14 protein-coding genes are annotated in these 17,951 nt (G+C 70.2%); 4 read left to right on the top strand and 10 right to left on the bottom strand.

What is annotated here, in order from left to right:
* Positions 1–130: 130 nt before the first annotated feature.
* Complete coding sequence (gene mgrA / locus HKD39_RS15400) at positions 131–1,180, bottom strand: L-glyceraldehyde 3-phosphate reductase (RefSeq protein WP_171200773.1); 1,050 nt, start codon at positions 1,178–1,180, stop codon at positions 131–133.
* Between the two features lie 482 nt (positions 1,181–1,662).
* On the opposite strand from mgrA, the gene HKD39_RS15395 reads away from it, so the two are divergent.
* The 3 genes from HKD39_RS15395 to HKD39_RS15385 all read left to right on the top strand — a co-directional run bounded on the left by HKD39_RS15395 (position 1,663) and on the right by HKD39_RS15385 (position 4,909).
* Entirely contained in the window at positions 1,663–1,812 is a 150-nt protein-coding gene (locus HKD39_RS15395; RefSeq protein ID WP_171200772.1) for a DUF5679 domain-containing protein, read from the top strand.
* A 369-nt stretch (positions 1,813–2,181) separates the two neighbouring features.
* Positions 2,182–3,450: a hypothetical protein gene (locus HKD39_RS15390; RefSeq protein WP_171200771.1), complete on the top strand. Its 1,269-nt coding sequence runs from the start codon at positions 2,182–2,184 to the stop codon at positions 3,448–3,450.
* Positions 3,451–3,595: 145 nt separating this feature from the next.
* Entirely contained in the window at positions 3,596–4,909 is a 1,314-nt protein-coding gene (locus HKD39_RS15385; protein ID WP_171200770.1) for an AarF/UbiB family protein, read from the top strand.
* A gap of 160 nt (positions 4,910–5,069) precedes the next feature.
* On the opposite strand, the gene HKD39_RS15380 is transcribed toward HKD39_RS15385, so the two are convergent.
* The 8 genes from HKD39_RS15380 to HKD39_RS15345 all read right to left on the bottom strand — a co-directional run bounded on the left by HKD39_RS15380 (position 5,070) and on the right by HKD39_RS15345 (position 15,045).
* Positions 5,070–5,255 carry a hypothetical protein gene (locus HKD39_RS15380; RefSeq protein ID WP_171200769.1) on the bottom strand — a complete coding sequence of 62 codons (186 nt, stop codon included), beginning with the start codon at positions 5,253–5,255 and terminating at the stop codon, positions 5,070–5,072.
* Between the two features lie 645 nt (positions 5,256–5,900).
* Positions 5,901–6,176, bottom strand: a complete 276-nt coding sequence (locus HKD39_RS15375; protein ID WP_171200768.1) for a WhiB family transcriptional regulator — start codon at positions 6,174–6,176, stop codon at positions 5,901–5,903.
* A 146-nt stretch (positions 6,177–6,322) separates the two neighbouring features.
* On the bottom strand, positions 6,323–6,577 hold the full coding sequence (locus HKD39_RS15370; protein ID WP_171200767.1) for a hypothetical protein: 255 nt from the start codon (positions 6,575–6,577) through the stop codon (positions 6,323–6,325).
* Between the two features lie 383 nt (positions 6,578–6,960).
* Entirely contained in the window at positions 6,961–9,276 is a 2,316-nt protein-coding gene (locus HKD39_RS20110; RefSeq protein WP_343074740.1) for an ATP-dependent DNA helicase UvrD2, read from the bottom strand.
* A 34-nt stretch (positions 9,277–9,310) separates the two neighbouring features.
* The gene (nudC, locus tag HKD39_RS15360; protein WP_171200870.1) at positions 9,311–10,318 is read right to left on the bottom strand and encodes an NAD(+) diphosphatase; all 1,008 of its coding nucleotides are present in this window, start codon (positions 10,316–10,318) and stop codon (positions 9,311–9,313) included.
* A gap of 74 nt (positions 10,319–10,392) precedes the next feature.
* Positions 10,393–11,859: a M16 family metallopeptidase gene (locus HKD39_RS15355; protein WP_343074739.1), complete on the bottom strand. Its 1,467-nt coding sequence runs from the start codon at positions 11,857–11,859 to the stop codon at positions 10,393–10,395.
* A complete protein-coding gene (locus HKD39_RS15350) occupies positions 11,856–13,166 on the bottom strand; it encodes a M16 family metallopeptidase (protein ID WP_212754638.1) in 1,311 nt (436 codons plus the stop codon). The genes HKD39_RS15355 and HKD39_RS15350 overlap by 4 nt, the downstream gene beginning before the upstream one ends.
* Positions 13,167–13,509: 343 nt before the next feature.
* Entirely contained in the window at positions 13,510–15,045 is a 1,536-nt protein-coding gene (locus tag HKD39_RS15345) for a M20/M25/M40 family metallo-hydrolase (RefSeq protein ID WP_171200766.1), read from the bottom strand.
* 91 nt (positions 15,046–15,136) lie between these two features.
* On the opposite strand from HKD39_RS15345, the gene HKD39_RS15340 reads away from it, so the two are divergent.
* Complete coding sequence (locus HKD39_RS15340; RefSeq protein ID WP_171200765.1) at positions 15,137–15,847, top strand: DinB family protein; 711 nt, start codon at positions 15,137–15,139, stop codon at positions 15,845–15,847.
* Positions 15,848–15,862: 15 nt separating this feature from the next.
* Here HKD39_RS15340 and HKD39_RS15335 read toward each other — a convergent pair whose 3' ends face one another.
* Positions 15,863–16,924 carry an SIS domain-containing protein gene (locus HKD39_RS15335; protein WP_171200764.1) on the bottom strand — a complete coding sequence of 354 codons (1,062 nt, stop codon included), beginning with the start codon at positions 16,922–16,924 and terminating at the stop codon, positions 15,863–15,865.
* Positions 16,925–17,951: the final 1,027 nt, after the last annotated feature.

Genomic DNA, 17,951 nt, shown 5'->3' with positions numbered 1-17,951 from the left:
GGTCACTGACCTGCTCTGCCACCGACCCGCTGTGCCACTGACCTGCTGTGCCACTGACCTGCTGTGACCCGGTGCGCCACCGAGCTGCTGTGCGAGCCACCCAGCACCGGCCTCCCTGCCGCGGCGAGCGTCAGCTTCCGGCCGGCCGGGCCGGGTCCAACCCGGTGGCCGCGGCGTGCTCACCGAGCACGGCGAGTTCGTCATCGGAGAAGTCCGGGCTGTTCAACGCGCCGAGATTGTCCTGCAGCTGCCGCACCGAGCTGGCCCCGACCAGCACACTGGTCACCCGCGGGTCGCGCAGCGCCCACGCCAGCGCCAGCTGCGCCAGCGTCTGGCCCCGGTCCAGGGCGATCTGGTTCAGCGCCCGCAGCTGCTCGCGCACCTCGTCGGTCAGCCGGTCACGACTGAGCGATCCGTCCCGGGCCGCCCTCGAGTCGGCCGGCACCCCGTCCAGGTATCGGTCGGTCAGCATGCCCTGGGCCAGCGGCGAGAAGACGATGCAACCGATGCCGCGCTCGCCCAACACATCGAGCAACCCGTCTTCGATCCAGCGGTTGAGCAGCGAGTACGACGGTTGGTGGATCAGCAGCGGGGTGCCGAGATCGGCGAGGATATCGGCCGCCGCCGCTGTCTGCTGCGGCGAGTACGACGAGATGCCCGCGTACAGCGCCCGGCCCGACTGCACGGCGGTGTGCAGCGCACCCATCGTTTCTTCCAGCGGCGTCTGGGGATCGGGGCGGTGCGAGTAGAAGATGTCGACGTAATCGAGCCGCATCCGCCGCAGCGAATCGTCGAGGCTGTTCAGCAGGTACTTCCGGCTGCCCCACTCGCCGTACGGGCCCGGCCACATGTCGTAGCCGGCCTTGCTGGAGATCACCAGTTCGTTGCGGTACGGGCGGAAATCCTCGCTGTAGATCCGGCCGAAGTTGGTCTCGGCACTGCCGTACGGCGGTCCGTAGTTGTTGGCCAGGTCGAAGTGCGTCACCCCGGCGTCGAACGCGGCGCGCAGCACCGCACGCTGGGTGTCCAACGGGTTGACGTCACCGAAGTTCTGCCACAGCCCCAACGAGACCTCCGGCAGCTTCAGCCCGCTGTTGCCGCACCGTCGGTAGCGCATGGCACCGTCCCGGTCGTCGGAGTAGCGGTCGTCAGCGGCGAGGTAGCGCTCAGTCACGTTCATGTTGACGATCCTGTCAGCCGCCGCCGACCGGGTGCCACCGCACCGGGCGCTGCGGGGCGCCGAGCGGCCGTGCGGTCAGGTCGAGGACTCCCAGCCGTGGGCACGCGGCAGCCCACTCCGGACGCCGGCACGTGTGCACGGCGTCGGCGAATCCGCGCTCGCTCGACGCTCGCTCGGCGCTCAGCCGGACCTCGCTCGGCGCTCGGTCCGCGCTTGGTCGGCGCTCGGCCAGCGCTCGGAGCGTGCTCGAACGGGGGTGCGTGAGCGCGGTGCGCGTTCGCTCGCAGCGTGCAAGATCCGATCAAACCGCCTGATTCTGTACTTTTTGTCGGATATGTACGGTTATTTGTGCTCAGCACGCGGCACGTCGTGTGGCAGCGTCCGTGCGGAGCGGTAGCGTGAGCGTCGATTCTCAGCAGCGCACGCTGCGGGGACCTCACGCTCGCGGGACAACTGCGGAATACCAGCGGAAAGGAAACACCATGGCTGAGACCTACAACGGCTACTGCGTCAAGTGCAAGGAAAAGCGAGACTTCGAGGGCGAGGTCTCCGAGACCAACGGCCGTCGCATGGCGAAGGGCATCTGCCCGGTCTGCGGCACCAAGATGAACCGCATCCTCGGCAAGGCCTGACAGCCACCCGAAGGTCGAACCGGCGCCGGCACTCCCCCGCGGAGTGTCGGCGCCGTCGTCTGTGCGCGCTTGGCATCGGCGCCCCTGACATCTGCGCGCATGTCGCATCGCCGCCGGCCCCCGCTTGTCGCCCCACCGCTGCGCAGTTCCGGTACACCTTTCGCCGCGCCGACCCCGGCCATGTCGCCAATCCGGGTCCAGTGGCCTGTTCGGATCCGAAAACGGCACCGACGACGCCACTGGACCCGGATTCGCGACATCAGTGGGTCTGCACCGACCTGTGGACAACTACCGAGCGCCTCGGCCGCCGGTGCCAGGCTGGATATCCGCCGCGGCAACCGGCGTTGAAGTCCGGAACGAGGAGGCGCGATGGCAGCACCGACACAGTCCGCCGCGACCGGTGCGGCCAACGGCGCCCCGACGCCGCCGGCGAACGGCAACGACAACGACGCCGGGTCCGGCAGCGGCAACCTGGCCGCCGCTGATCGGTCCGGTCCGGCGATCGACAGCCGGATTGACGCCGAGACCGCCGACAACACCGAGACCACCAAGACCACCGAGACCGCCAAGAACGCCGAGACCGACGCGCGGCTCCGGCTCGGCCCCGGTATCCGAGTGTTCGCCCGCTCGGTCGGTCAGTGGCAGATAGGGACCGAGCACCCGCGCCGCGTCATCCTGGACGGACCGGGCGAGCACCTCGGCGCCGTGCTGCGCACCTGGACCACCAAGACCGAGCAATCCGACACCGAGCCCGGCAGCGCACCGCGAGGCGCCAACGCCGCCGGTCTCCCGGCACCGGGTGCTGAGCCTGGCGTCGCTGAGCCCGGGATCGCGGAGCCGGACGTCGACGAGATCGCCCGTCGCCTGATCGATCTCGGCATGCTCGCCAGGGTCTCCGATCGAGCCGCGACGGTCGCCGCACCGGCCGAACAGTCCGGGCTGGCTCATCGGTACGGGGCCGATCGGGCCGAGCTGATGGCGATCCGCCGCGCCGACGCCTCGATCGAGGTGCGCGGCAGCGGCCCGGTCGCCAGCCAGCTGGCCGCGCTCTTGGTCGCCGCCGGGGTCGGGCACGTGTACCAGGCACCGGTGCGCGACGTCCGCGCCGAAGACGTGCTGCCGCCGATCCCACCGCCGGCCGGCCCCGGCGACGACAGGCAACGGCTGGCGGAGCGGCTGGCATCCATTTCCGAGTACACGCGGGTGTATCCGATTCCGACGCACCAGCCGACGTCGCTGGTGGTTCTCGCCGGCGATGGCCCGCCGGACGCCACCGACGCCAAGCCGCTGGTCGACGCCGGAACGCCGCACCTGGCGGCGTGGGCCGGCGCCTCGGGCGCGGTGGTCGGTCCGCTGGTGCTGCCCGGACTGTCGAGTTGCCTGTGGTGCGCGGAGCTTGCCAGGGTCGACGCCGATCCGCAGTGGCCGCTGGTGCGGCGCGCCATCCACGAGCAGCCGGTGGCCCCGCCGGTGGTCTTGGCGACGGCCGCGGCCGTGCTCGCCGCGGGCCAGGCACTGGAACTCGTCGAAGGTGTTGGGCCGCCGGGAGCCATCGACGGCACGTTCGAGTGGGATGTGCTCAGTCAGGTTCGGCGCCGGAGCTGGCAGCGGCACCCGCAGTGCAGCTGCGCCCGCTGACGTCCCCCGGCCACCCGGCAGCGGCCCCGGCACCCCGTGCGGCGCGCGCTCAGCAGCCCGTCGAGCCCGGCGCCGGCCAGCCGCAGTGGCGCCTGTTAGCCGAAAGTCGGTCCCGCCGCCGGAAGCCAACTGGAAGACTGGCAGGGTGTCGGAGATTCCCAAGGGTGCGATCGGGCGCACCGCCAAGCTGGCCAGTCTCCCGCTGAGCGCCGCCGGTCGGATGACGATGGGCTGGGGACAGCGGCTGCTCGGGGCCGATCGGGCCGAGATCAGCGCTGACCTGCAGCGCCGCACCGCCGAGCAGCTGTTCGAGGTGCTCGGCACCCTCAAGGGTGGCGCCATGAAGTTCGGCCAGGCCCTGTCGGTCTACGAGGCAGCCATCCCGGACGAGTACGCCGAACCGTACCGGCAGGCCCTGCGCAAGCTGCAGAACGCCGCCCCGCCGATGGAAACCGAGCGCGTGCACCGGGTACTTGCCGAGCAGCTCGGCGCCGGTTGGCGGGAGCATTTCGCCGAGTTCGACGACGTCGCGGCCGCCGCCGCCAGCATCGGCCAGGTGCACCGCGGGGTGTGGAAGGACGGTCGCGAGGTCGCCGTCAAGGTGCAGTACCCACGGGCCGACGCCGCGCTCCGCTCCGATCTGAACCAGCTGACCAGAGTCGCGCCGATCTTCGGGCTGCTGGTGCCGGGGGTGGCGGTCCGGCCGTTGCTCGACGAGATGCGCGACCGACTACTGGAAGAGCTCGACTATCGCCGCGAGGCCGACCACCAGCGGGCGTTTGCCGCCGAGTTCGCCGGCGACGAGCAGATCTATGTGCCGCGCGTGGTCGCCAGCGCCCCCAAGGTGCTGGTGTCGGAGTGGGTGCACGGCCAGGGTCTGGCCTCGGTGATCGACGCGGGCAGCGCCGAACAACGCAACCGTGCCGGTCGGCTCCTCACCGAGCTGCACTTCTCCGCGCCGGCCAGGGTCGGCCTGCTGCACTCCGACCCGCACCCCGGCAACTACCTGCTGACCCCGGACGGGCGGCTCGGGGTGATCGACTTCGGGTCGGTGGCCGAGCTGCCGGACGGTTCCCCGCCGGTGATCGGCCAGGTGTCGCAGCTGGCGCTGGACCGCAGGGCGGACGAGGTGCTGACCCTGCTGCGCCGCGAGGGGTTCGTGCCTGCGGGTTTCGATCCCGACCCGGTCGAGCTGATGGACTACGTCGCGCCGTTCGTCGAACCGCTGCGGCACAAGACCTTTCACTTCACCAGGGAGTGGATGCAGCAGCAGGCTTCCCGGATGACCAATCTCTCGTCCCCCGAGTCGAAGATCGCCCGCGGCCTGGCGTTGCCGCCGCAGTACCTGATGATTCATCGGGTGACGTTCGGGTCGATCGGGGTGCTGTGCCAGCTGGACGCCAACGCGCCGTTCCGGGACATCGCGCTGCGTTGGCAACCGGGCTTCGACCTGGACTGAGCGCCCGGGACGACGGAACCGGCCGGGCGGCAGGGCTTCGCCCCGCCCGTCGGTTCGGCCGCACGATCGTGGTTTCGGTGGGGCGGGGCCGGTTCAGGCCGGCTCGAACCGCGGGACGGACCGGAAGAACGGGCCGGGCCGGAAGGACGGGACGGCCGGCTCACCACCATTCGGCGTCGAGCCGAGACTCGATGCCGCGAATGTGCTGGCGCGCACACTGTTCGCAGTAGTAGCGCCGGCCGCGGTCGGTGAGCTCGCTCGTCCACTCCAGCGGCGCGGTCGCGGCCGTCCGGCCGCACGACTCGCAGGCAACCGGCTGCGGAGCGGGTGGGCTGGTGTCGGCCATCCGCCCACTGTACGGTCGTCCCGCCCGGGGATCAGGGCAGAACCGGCTCGGGCGCGGGGCGGCTCGGTACTGGAACAATTGGCGCACGACGCAAGCGCCAACAGCCCTGCCACCGGTGACAGTGGCAGGGCCGTGGGCGATCTCGGCAGCGGGTGACCGCGGCTGGGTTCGGTCGCGTGGGTCCGGACCTGGCCGAGGGTTAGTGGACGGTGCCGCGGACCCGGGGCGACCGGTTCCGACGGCTGGCCCGCAGCCGGCGCGCGAGGCGATCGGCCTCGGCGTCGCGCTGCAGCTGACGCATTCGATCTCGACTCAGTTCTTCAACAAGCAAATGCATTTCGGTGCCTTTCGATGGCATGGGAACTCGCTGCGGCGGCATGGCCGCTGCGGCCCTACGGTGGTGTGGTTGCTCGGCCCGCCGGCACCCGGCCGGGCGCCGCTGCGCCGGCGAGCCTGCTGTCTGGCCAAGTGTTTGGCCCGGTGTTGGACGAGGTGCGCTCCGATCGTCGCGGAAGGCTACGGCGAACACCTTGTGCCGCAGCATCTTTCGCGGTGCAGTCGCCCGCGGGGGTCGGATCCGTCGAGCGGGCCCGGCCGCTGAGGGAGCTGCGCCGCGGAGCAGCCAGACGGTGACCGCCGACCCACTCACGCCGCTTCCTTCCGCGGGCGGCCGCGCGGCCGCTTCCGGGCGATGACGACTCCACGATCGATGATCTCTCCGCCCCACACACCCCACGGCTCGGCGCGGTCCAGCGCACCGGCCAGGCACAGGGCCTTGGCCGGGCAGTCGGCGCACAGCGCCTTGGCTCGCTCCAGGTCGTCGGGCTTGTCGGCGAACCACAGGTCGGGATCGCCAGCGTGGCAAGGAAGATCCTCTTGGAAGATCGGATCGACCTCGTCGTCGAACAGTGACGCGATCACTGTTCGCTCACCTCCATCGGTGGTAGTTGGAGTGCGGAATCCGGTTGGAGCCGCACAGTCTGCGGGTCTGGGCCGGATGCCGATACACCACGGCCGCGGTGTTCTTCGAAGTGAGAACCCGCGGCCGGAGGGGAGCGACTGGATAGTTAAGCCAGAAGACTCCCGGTCCGTCCCAGGGTGGCGCTGTCGGAGACAGCGCCTATCTCGACACCGCTGCGATCGGTGCCGGCAGCGATGCTGATGGCTCCGAACGGCGGCAGCGTGCGCACAGCGGGAGATGCCGAGCACGGCACCAACAGCGGTTGTTCGACACGCAGACGCGCGGTGGTCGGCTTGCCCTGCATCAGGTCTGCAAAGAGGGCGCGGCCGAATCCACCGCCGATGTTGGTGATGTTGTTCATGGCTGCCTCCTCTCGCTCGTGACCTGATCCGGTTGCGGACCGGGTGAAGGTGATGCCCACCTCTGGCGGGCAGAAGCAACACTACGGTGCGCTACACCTGCCGGGCAACCGATTTACCGGGTTTTTCGCAACTTTCTTTCTGACTCTGCTGGCGCGGCAACGCCGGAACGCCAGGAGGACGACGAGAGGTGTTGGCCGGCAACGCTTTTCAGCGCGTCGTCGGTGCCGTGGTTCGCCGAGTACCGGTGAGATGAATAGCAAGCAAACGCGCCGCGACACCACGCTCCGAAGGGCGCCCGACCGGCTGGCGGCTGCGGATCGCCGGTGGGGGCCGGCGTCGGTCCGGCTGCCGGCGCCCGCGGGTGTGCAGCGGGTCGGCGTGCTCAGCGGGTGCTGGTGACCAGGGAGATGACCTCGCGGCCGTAGTTCTCCAGCTTGCTCGGACCGATGCCGGGAATGGCCCGCAACGCCTTCTCGTCGGCCGGCCGGTGCTCGGCGATGGCGAGCAGGGTGGCGTCGGAGAACACCACGTATGCGGGCACGTCGTCGTCGGTACTGCGTTGCCGGCGCCACTGACGCAGCGCATCCACCAGTTCCGGGTCGGCGCTCGACGGGCAGTTGGCGCAGCGCCCGATCTTGATCTGCGCCGGCTCGGTCAGCCGGCCGCCGCACAGCCGGCATCGGCCGGCGGCCCGGCCGCGGCCGGACGGCGCGGGCTGCGGCGCGATGCCGACGAGGAATCGGCTCCGGCGTCGCGACCGCCGGCCGCCCTCGGTCCGGGAGAGCGCCCAGCTCAACGCCAGCCGCCGCCGCGCCCTGGTAATGCCGACGTAGAACAGCCGCCGCTCCTCCTCCACTTCGGCCGGCGATTCGGCGTGCTGAATCGGCAGCGTGCCGTCGGCAAGGCCGACCAGAAAGACGGCGTCCCACTCCAGGCCCTTGGCGGCATGCAGCGAGGCGAGCGTGACCCCCTCGACCGTCGGCGCATGCTGTGCCTCGGCCCGCTGTTCCAACTCCCGCACGAACTCACCGAGCCGCACCGGCAGGGGGCGCGGGTTGCCGGCCGCGGTCGCGCCGGACGCCAGATCTTCGGCGATCGACACCACGCCGCGCAGCGACTCCCACTTGTCCCGCAGCGCACCGGCCGGCGGTGCCTCCTCGGACAGACCGATCGGCGCCAACAGCCCGCGCACCAAGCCGATCAGCTCGACGTCGGGTGCCGCCCGGACCGCATCCGGAGCAGCGGCACCGGCGCCGTCGGCAGCACCGGCGTCACCGGCACTGTCGGCAACAGCACCGGCGTCACCGGCACGGCCAGCACCGTCAGCCGCAGCGGCACCGGCGGCACCAGCGCCAGCACCGGCGTCGGCACCAGCGGCACCAGCGTCGGCTGCAGCAGCACCGTCGGTACCGGCCTCAGCGCCGGCGGCAGCATCGGGATCGGCGGCGGCATCCGCTGACGCATCCGCGGCGGCCGCGAACTGGTTGGCGGCGCGCCGCAGCGTCACCATCGCCTGCCGCACCTCGGGCCTGGCAAAGAAGCGCTCACCACCGCGGACCACGTACGGCACGCCGGCCGCGGTGAGCGCCTGCTCGTAGCTCTCGGACTGGGCATTGATCCGGTACAGCACGGCGATGGCCGACGCCGGGGTGCCGACCTCGATCAGGGTCGCGATGGCGGCCGCGACGGCATTGGCTTCGGCCGGCTCGTCGGCGTGCTCGGTGAAGCTGGCCTCGGGCCCGTCCGGCAGCACGGCGCGCAGCCGCAGCCGGAACCGGCCGGCCGGGCCCGCGGCGCCGGCGGCCCCGATCACCTTGTTGGCCAGCTCCACCACCTGCGGGGTGGACCGGTAGTCGCGTTCCAGCCGCAGCACGGCCGCCTGTGGGAAGCGTTGCTGGAATCCGAGCAGATACCGCGGCGAGGCACCGGCGAAGGAGTAGATGGTCTGGTTGGCGTCGCCCACAACGGTGAGCTGATCGCGCTCGCCGAGCCAGGCGTCCAGCAGCCGCTGCTGCAGCGGGGTGACGTCCTGATACTCGTCGACGACGAAGCAGCGGTACCGGGAGCGGAACTCGCGGGTCACCGACTCGTCGGTCTCCAGCACGGCGCAGGTCTGCAGCAGCAGGTCGTCGAAGTCCAGCTGTTCCACCTGGTTCTTCAGCGCCTCGTAGCCGTCGAAGACCTTGGCGGCCTGCTCCACCGGCACCGGGGTGTCCCGCCGGGTGCTGGTGACCAGCTGCTGGTAGCTCTCTGGGGTGGCAAGGCAGGCCTTGGCCCATTCGATCTCGCCTGCCAGGTCGCGCAGCGTCGCGGTGTCGGTGCCGGCGCCGGCGCGCCGGGCGGCGGTGGCCACCAGCCGCATCTTGTTCTCCAGCACCGGCCAGAGCTGCCCGCCGACCGCGCGGGGCCAGAAGTAGCGCAGCTGTTTCAGCGCAGCGGAGTGAAAGGTGCGGGCCTGGGCACCTGGCACGCCCAGGGACCGCAGCCGCAGCCGCATCTCCCCCGCCGCTCTGGTGGTGAAGGTCACGGCCAGTACCTCGGACACCGGGTGCGCGCCGGAGCGAACCAGGTGCGCAATGCGGTGGGTGATCGTCCTGGTCTTGCCGGTGCCGGCACCGGCAAGCACACAGACCGGACCGGACGGCGCGAGCACGGCGGCCCGCTGCCCCTCGTCCAGCGCGTCCAGCAAATCCGTCACCGATCCAGCCTCGCACACGTGTACGACAGCGCGGTCAATGCTCCCCACCGTGTCGAGCGGGTTCGTGCTCGGGCGGGCCCGCGCCGTCGGCCGTCCGTTGGGCGGCCCAGGCCTGCAGCATCCGGTGCGCGATCGACACCGGCCCCGGCAGCAGCAGTTCGTCACTGGTCGGCGCCTCGCCGGGCAGCTCGGGCGCCACCTCGGCGGCCGGGCGGTGCGGTGCCGCCTGCTCCTTGGCGTCGCGGCTGACCCAGGTGTCACGCTGCAGTGCCCGCCGCAGTTCGGCTCGGCTCACCCAGCGGGCCTGCTCGATCTCGCCGTCCTGCGGGGTCAGGGTGGCCTCGGGTTCGGCGCGCGCGGTAAAGGCGATCATCAGCGACCGCGGGAACGGCCACGGCTGTGATCCCAGGTAGCGCACGTCGTCCACCTGGACACCGACCTCTTCGAGGATCTCCCGGCGCACCGTCGCCTCCAACGATTCGCCGGCCTCGTTGAACCCGGCCAACACCGAATAGCGCCCGGCGGGCCAGCTCGGCTGCCGGGCCAGCACCAGGTTGTCGGCGCCGTCGTGTACCAGCACGATGACGGCAGGGTCGGTCCGCGGGAACTCCTGGTGCCCGTTCGGGCAGGTCCTCGACCAGCCGGTGAGGGTGGGCCGGCTGGCCGCGCCGCAGGTCGGGCAGAAACCGGACCTGCGATGCCAGGTGAGCAGCGCCACCGCTGTCACCAGCAAGCCTGCGTCGGTGTCGTCGAGGTCGGCGCCGATGTCGCGCAGACTGCTGCCGCTGATCGACGCGTCGGTCAGCGCCCAATGGTCAACCCCGTCGACGGTGCCGAGAAGCACAGCGCCTGGCGGGATCTCAGCCCCGGCATCGGCGGCCGGACGCCAGCGCGGGTTGCCGCCGTCCAGCTCGATGCCACCGGACGGATCCAGCCGGATCACCCTTGCCGTCGGCCAGCCGACAGTGGCGTGTTCGGCGGTGCGCAGCGTCTCGTCCCGGTCGGCGGTGCCGCGGGACAGCAGCGGAAGCTCCAGCCGCAACTGCTCGGTCGCCGCGCCGGAATCGGCAGAAGCGTTGGCGCCACGTGGTTCTGGCGGTTCGGTCAACGTGCCCGTCACCACTCGGCTTGCGCGATGGAGACGTCCGGCAGCAGCCGCAACTGCCCGGTAACGACGTCGGCGTCGCCTTGGACGATGCCGCTGAAGTTGGCCGGGGCGAAGTAGGCCGCGCTAGCCTCGGCCACCTCGTTGTCGGTCACCTGCAGCAGTCGATTTCCGTGCTCCAGCAACCATTGCGGGCTCATTCCGGCACCAACCACCGACGCCAGGTTGGACGCGAGCCCGGCCTGGGTGGACAACGAGATGGCCAGCGCCCCGACCGCATAGTTCCGCGCCGAGGCGATTTCCTGTTCCTCCGGCGCCACCAGCGCCAGCCGGCCCAGTTCGTACCTGGCCTCGTTGAGGGCGGCAGCAGTGGCTTCCGAGGTGGTGTCGAAGGAGACGGTGAGGGCGGCGCGGCCCGGCCAGAACTCGATTCCCGATCCCGCCGAGTAGGTATAACCCTTGTCCTCCCTGATGTTCTCCACCAACCGGGACGAGAAGTAGCCGCCGTAGATCAGGTTCGCCAACTGCAGCGCCGGGTACTCGGGCGCGTCCCGGCCGACAGCCGGGCCGGTGAGCCGAACCTGCGATTGCACCGACCCGGGGCGATGCAGAAATTCGACAGGCTTGTCGCCGGTGACGGCCGGTGGGGTGGTCAGCTCGGTTGCCCGGTTCGCCCCGGTCCAGCCGGCCAGTGCGGTCCGCGCCCACTCCACCGCCTGGCTCGGCCGCAGGTCGCCCACCAGCACCAGCAGCGAGCCGTCCGGTACCACCGCCTTGCGGTGCAGGCCGCGCAGTGCTGCCGGTGTCACGTTCGTCAGCACCTCGGGGTCCGGCAGCTCAAGAGCCGCCGGGTGATCGCCGAAGCGACTGCGCTGTAAGGCTATTCGGGCGCTGGCGCCCGGCTGCGAGCGAGCGATCGCCAGGTGTTCAAGGAGCCGGGTTTTCTCCCTGGCAACGTCGTTGGCGCGGTAACCGGCCTCGGTGAGAGCATGCCCGAGAATCCCCAACAGTGCAGGCAAACCTGCACCGAGCACGGAACCGCTGTACAGCAGCCGTTGCGGGTCGACCGCGGCGTCGAGATGCCCGCCGATATCGGCCAGCAGGTCGTCGAGCTCGGCCCGGTCCAGCGTGCTGGTGCCGAGCAAAGCGGTGCTGCCCAACAACTCTGCTCTGGCGGCGTGAACCCCGGCCGAGGTGCGGCCGGAGGCTCCGAACGGGATCCGCAACCGCACCTCGACCAGCGGGGTGTCCGCTCGCCGCACCGCGATCACCCGCAGGCCGTTGTCCAGCACCTCGTCGGCCATGGCCGGGGTCCGCTGCCGCCGGCCCGCCGACATCAACCCTGGCAGCGTCCGGGGCCCGATGTCCGTCCGGCCGATTTCTTCAGCGGTGCGCGGTTTTCGCCGTTGCCGGCCGGTTTTCGCGGCAGCCGTCCGGCCGGCCTTCGGCCCGGCAGCCTTGGGTGATCTTGGGCTCACGATTTTCCTCCATGGGTGCCGCCCTGGGCGGCGCCGCGGCCGACCAACTCCAGTTCGGCACGGTTCTTGCCGAGGGTGGCCGCCGCGGCGGCGACCTGCTCTGCGGTGACACCGGCAACCAGCGCCGGTAGCTCGTCGATCAGTTCGGCCCTGGCATGCAACAGCTCGCTCGACCCGAGGTTCAGCGTCCGGCCGGCCACCGAGTCATTTTCCCGGAACACCGCGGTGGCGAACCGAATCGCGGCCCGGCGCAGCTCGTCGGGAGCGGGCCCGTCGGCCGCCAGCGTGCTCAGCACCTGATCCGCCGCGCCGATCACCTCGTCCACCCCTACCTGCTGGGGATGGATGGCGCTCAGCCCGAAAACATCGGGGTCGCGGGAGTCGAGCGGACCACCGAGAAGCCCTGGCCCTGCCCAGATATCGGTCGCCAGACCGGTGTCCACCACTGCCTGTTGCAGGCGCGCCGATTCTCCGACCGTGAGGATCTCGCCGAGCATCACATAGGCGAGATAGTCATCCAGCCGATCCACCGGGTCGGGCAGCCGCCAGCCGAGCGCCACCGCCGGAGTCGGCGCGAGCGGATCGTGGTGGATGGCCCGCTTGGTGCCGTTCGGCGCCGGTTCGGCGAAGGACGGGCGTTTCGGGGCGGGGCGGGCCGGCACGTCCGAGAAGTGCGACCCGGCCAGGTCCAGCGCCATGCCAGGATCGATGTCGCCGCAGATGGTGAGCACCGCGTTGGCCGGGCTGTAGTAGGTCTCGAAGAACTCAGCAGCGTCGGCGACGGTCGCGGCGCGCAGGTCGACGAAATCGCCGTATCCGTTGTGCGCGTTGGCGAACGTGTCGAACAGCACCGGCGGCAGCAGGATCCACGGGAATCCGCCGTACGGCCGGTTCAACACGTTAAGCCTGATCTCCTCGCTCACCACATCGACCTGGTTGGCTAGGTTCTCGGCGGTGATGGCCGGCGCCCGCATCCGGTCGGCCTCGAGGAACAACCCGCGTTCCAGCGCCGCCGCCGGCATCACCTCGTGGTACTCGGTGTAGTCGAAGTGGGTGGAGCCGTTGAAGCTGCCGCCGGACGATTGCACGGTGCGGAAATGCTCCAGCTTGGGCAGCGACTCGCTGCCCTGGAACATCAGGTGCTCGAACAGGTGCGCAAAACCGGTGCGCCCCTTGGGTTCCGACCGCATCCCGACGTCGTAGTGCACCGCAACACCGACCACCCCGGTGCCGGACTGCGGCGCCACCAGCACCCGCAGCCCGTTGTCCAGCACATCCCGATGTACGGGGTGATCCTGACTCGGCAACGCCTTGCGCGGCAGCTTCAGCCCGAGGCGCTCCGCCGCGCTGCGACTGTCCGTCGCGAGGGTGCGCTGCGTGGGCTTTGCTGCTGGTTTGGCCGCTGCTGGTTTGGCCGCCGCGCGTTTGGCTGCTGGCTTGACCGGGGCGCTCTTGGCCGACGCACGCTTGGCCGATGTGGGCTTGGCCGCCTTGCGCGTGGCCTGCGTACCCTTTGTCGCCGCTGGCTTGGCCGCCTTGCGCGTGGCCTGCGTACCCTTTGTCGCCGCTGGCTTGGCCGCCTTGCGCGTGGCCGGCGTATCCTTTGTCGCCGCGCGCTTGGGGCCGGGCTTCTTACCGGAACGGGCGCGCTCAGCCATTGCTCGTCCTGAGTTGCTTGCGGCCGACGGCGGCGAGCTCTCGCCAGAGGTGCGCCATGGCTTCACATCCCTTCTGCAGCAGCGCCAATGGCGCCTTCTCGTTGGGTGCGTGGATCTGGTCCTCCGGGGTCATCACCCCGATGAAGACCATGGGTGCGTTGAACGCCTGCACCAGATCGGACTCGGGACCGGACCCGCCCTCTCTGGTGATGAGCACGGTATCGGTGTCGAAGGCGCGGCCGAGCGCACGCTGGGTGGCCAGCGTGGCCGGATGCTTGGGATCGGTGTACAGCGGCTCGACACCGTCTGACTCCCAATGGATTTCGGCGGTCAGCCCGTCCCGCAGGTTGTCGGCGACGAACTGGTCGACCACCTTGCGGATGTGCGCAGGGTCTTGCTTACCGGTCAGCCGGAACGACAACTTCGCATATCCGTCGGTCGGCACAATGGTTTTGCCGCCGGGCCCGGTGTAGCCGCCGTAGATGCCGTTCACCTCGGCGGTGGGGCGCGCGCCGAGCCGTTCCAGGGTGCTGTAACCCTTCTCGCCGGCCAGTGCCCTGGACGCGGCGGGCCCGGTCAACCAGGCCTGCTCGTCGAACGGGAGCGCAGCGATCGCCGCGCGGTCGGCGGCGTCCGGTTCGATCACCCCGTCGTAGAAGCCCGGCACGGCGATGCGACCGTCGTCGTCGTGCAGAGCGGCGACCAGCCGGGCCAACTCCGCCAACGGGTTCGGCACCGCTCCCCCGAATTGGCCGGAGTGCAGGTCGATGTCCGGCCCGTGCACATGCAGTTCGCCGGCGATCATGCCGCGCATCCCCACCACCACCGATGGGGTGTCGGCGGAGAAGATGCCGGTGTCGGTCACCACGATCACGTCGGTCTCGTCCGCGGAATCGGCGCCGGCCCGCGTCATGAAGGTCTTGACGTCGGCGAGCAGTTCGGTGACGTGGGTACTTCCGGACTCCTCCTCGCCCTCAACCACAACGGTCAGATCGACAGCGGGCGCGCTGCGCTCGGTGGCCCGCAGGTGGGCCGTCAAGCCGAGCAGATGAGTGGCGATGTTGCCCTTGTCGTCGCTGGCGCCGCGGCCGTGCAGCACACCGTCGATCACCGTCGGGTCGAACGGTGGATGGGTCCAGCGTTCTTCGCCGTCGGCCGGTTGCACGTCGTGGTGGCCGTACAGCACCACCCGTACCGCGTCCGGGTCGCCGGAGGGCCAATGTGCGGCCACCGCCGGAAGATACGGTCCTTCGTTCAGCACCTCGACTCGCGGGAAACCTGTCTGGCGCAACTGATCTGCGAAGAACTCTGCACTACGCAGGACGTCGCCGCGGCGAGCCGGATCGGCGCTGACCGATGGGATGGTGAGCCACTCGGACAGCGTCTGCACCCAGTCGTCGAACCGTTCAGCGACCAGCGCGCGTTCCGGGTTTGCGCGTGGGGCGGCGGTGTCGTGCGATCCCGAGGTGGGATCGGCCGTGTGCGGTGGGTCAGACGCGTGTCGGTCTGGCCCTGAGGGCTCGGTCATCCCCCGAGCCTATGCAAGGCGCATGGCCGGCGCCGTCGTGGGCTCGCCGCGCGCAGCAGCGCGGGCCGGCGCGAGCTGGGAGACTGCCGGGATGACTGATCCCGACGACCCCGCTGCCACCGGTGCCGAGGCCCCGGCAGCTGCCATCCCGACGGAAGCTGTCCCGGCGGAAGCGGTCCCGCCGGATGCGGCCCAAGCTGCTGCAGGGCAGTCCGATCCGAAGGCGGTGTTCCGCCGCTACCTGGATTCCGGGCGGGATGCGCTGCTGTTCAAGTTGGAAGACGCCAGCGAGTACGACGTCCGCCGCCCGCTGACCCCGACCGGCACCAATCTGTTGGGCTTGGTCAAGCATCTCAGTGGGGTCGAAGCCGGGTACCTCGGTGAGTGCTTCGGGCGTCCGGTGCCGGAGATGCCGGCGTGGTACGCGGAGATGGGCAGCGACGATTCCGAGCCGAACGCCGACATGTGGGCCACTGCGGACGAGAGCCAGGAATCGATTGTTGAGTTGTACCAACGTGTTCGCGCGCACGCAGACCGCACGATCGACGAGTTGGACCTCACCGCACCGGGCACCGTTCCGTGGTGGGGTCCCGATGCCGGCGAGGTAACCCTGCAACGCCTGCTGGTGCACGTGATCGCCGAAGAACAGCGCCATCTGGGCCAGGCGGACATCGTCAGGGAGAACATCGACGGTGCCGTCGGTCTGCGCGCCGGTGTCAGCAATCTGCCGGACGAGTCCGAGCAGTGGTGGGCCGATTACCACCGCAGGCTGCAGCAGACGGCTGAGCAGTTCCGGCAGTAACGCCGACCGCCGCGTTCAGTGCGTCGCGGTGACCTTGTTCAGTCCCTCGGGAGTGTCAGGGTCGAGGCCGAGTTCCAGGGTGGTGTCGATGGCCAGCTGCTGGCCGCGGACCACCATCGGCACCACGGCGAGGGCTTCGCCAAGCCGTTGCGGCACAGGCAGAAACGCGCTCTTGGCACCGTCGGGGAGACCGGCGACCACGTCCGGGTGACCGACACCGACCACCGGGGAGCCGAGGTCTGCAGCGGCCCGCGCGGTGTTCGCGACGTCCGCCAGCACCGGCCCGTCGGCGCCGTAGGCGACCACGCTGACGGTGGGCGATGCGACGGTCAGCGGGCCGTGCAAGAAGTCGGCGCTGGAGTAGCCCTCGTGCACCCGGCGAGAGGTTTCCTTGGCCTTCAGGGCACCTTCCAGCGCGGCCGCGTAGGTGAGGCCGCGGGCCAGGTGAATGCCGTCGGGGCGCTCGGCCAGGATGCCCACCGCGTCGGCGAGCGGCGCGGTGTCGGCCAACACGTCGGCAACAGTGTCCGGCAGCGCCGCCCAGGCGGCGTCGCCGCCGGTGTACTGGGTGAGGTCGGTGCGTTCGCCGATCGCCGGTGACGCTGCAACGGCTTCGGCCAGCAAGGTGACCAGCGCCAGCTGCCCGGTGACGGTCTTGGTGGCCGGGACGGCTCGCTCCGCGCCGGTGCCCACCGACAGGGTCGCCGCGGCCGCCTCGGCCAACGGAGACTCGACATCGTTGGTGACGGCGACCACCGCGGCGCCGACGCCGGCGGCCTGGGTGGCGACATCGACAATTTCCGGGGTGCGGCCCGACTGCGACAGCGCAATCACCAGATAGTCGCGCAGATCCGAGACCCGGTGGTACCTGGTGACCAGCGACGGCGCCACCATGCTCACCGGCATGCCGGTGGCCAACTCGAGCAGATAGCGGGCGTGCACGGCGACGTTGTCGCTGCTCCCCCTGGCGATCAACGTGATGCCCCGCAACGATTGTGGCAGCGCGTCCTGCACCGCCGCATGCAGTTCGTTGCGCTGCTGCACCAGGTTGGCCAGCACCTGGGGTTGCTCGGCCATCTCTGATCGCACCACCGATCCCGCCATGACGCCTCCGCCTCTCCTCGACCGCCGGGTGCACGCTGGGAGCGACAAGCGTGCGGGCGGCGGTGAATTGCCTCGATGTTTGAAGTTGTGCGCGTTCCTGCTTGCAATTGCGCACAAGCTGCTTGGTTCAATCAGTATTGCACAGGCGGTGGCGGGGCCGCCAGCGCTTGGTTGGTGACCGGTGACGAGCGGGCCTTGCTGCTCGCCGGTTGGCGCGAACCTCTTGGCGTACAACAAGTTCGGCCGGCTGGTCTCCGGCGAGCAGGGTGGCGGGGGACCACTGCCCGGCAGTGCAGGGCCAGGTGGCTGGCGCCATCATCGTCGGATCGTGGCGGTCGGAAGGACACCGCTGGCCCCATCGACGACGGCGGTCGCCTGGCCGACAGGTCGACATCGGACCAGCGGATGGGCGGCGGTATGTGGATGAACAACCGGATGGGGGCCATGGCAGCCGACCGGCGGCAATGGGGCCCGACCGCGGCCGGGCGGCCGGCAAAGGAACCACCGGTGCGGATGACAGAGCGCCGGCCACCATCAGATTGTCGATCAATGTATTTGCCAAGCACAGCCGATCCGGTTGTGCGGGCAGATTCGGTTGTCGCTGTGATGACCTCACGACATTGACTTTCATCCGATCGGCGGATCGAACATGCGTACTAGAAGAGGTAATCTGGGTGTGTCACAAGGGGGTGATGTTGATGCTCAACCGGAAGCCGGTTCAGGTTGGCGCTGCGGGGGTTTCGCACGCGCAGTTCCAGCGGTGGTGTACGGCGTTGGGGGTGCTGCAGCCGGGGTCGGGTTTGGTTGCGCATCTGGAATCCCGCCCGCCCACAGCGGCTTTGGTCGCCGAGCGGGGTGACTCGCCTGCGGTGCCCGTGCCCTCGACCGGCGCCACAGGCACCGCTCCATCGCCTCGTGGTAGCGCCGCGAGCGATGTCGATACGGCCGACCCCGGCGCCGCTGCATCCGCGAGTGCCGGCACTGGCGCCCGCCGTGCCGA

The organism is Nakamurella aerolata (assembly GCF_013002705.1).
Taxonomy (GTDB): Bacteria; Actinomycetota; Actinomycetes; order Mycobacteriales; family Nakamurellaceae; genus Nakamurella; species Nakamurella aerolata.
This window is presented reverse-complemented; position numbering and strand designations above follow the sequence as displayed.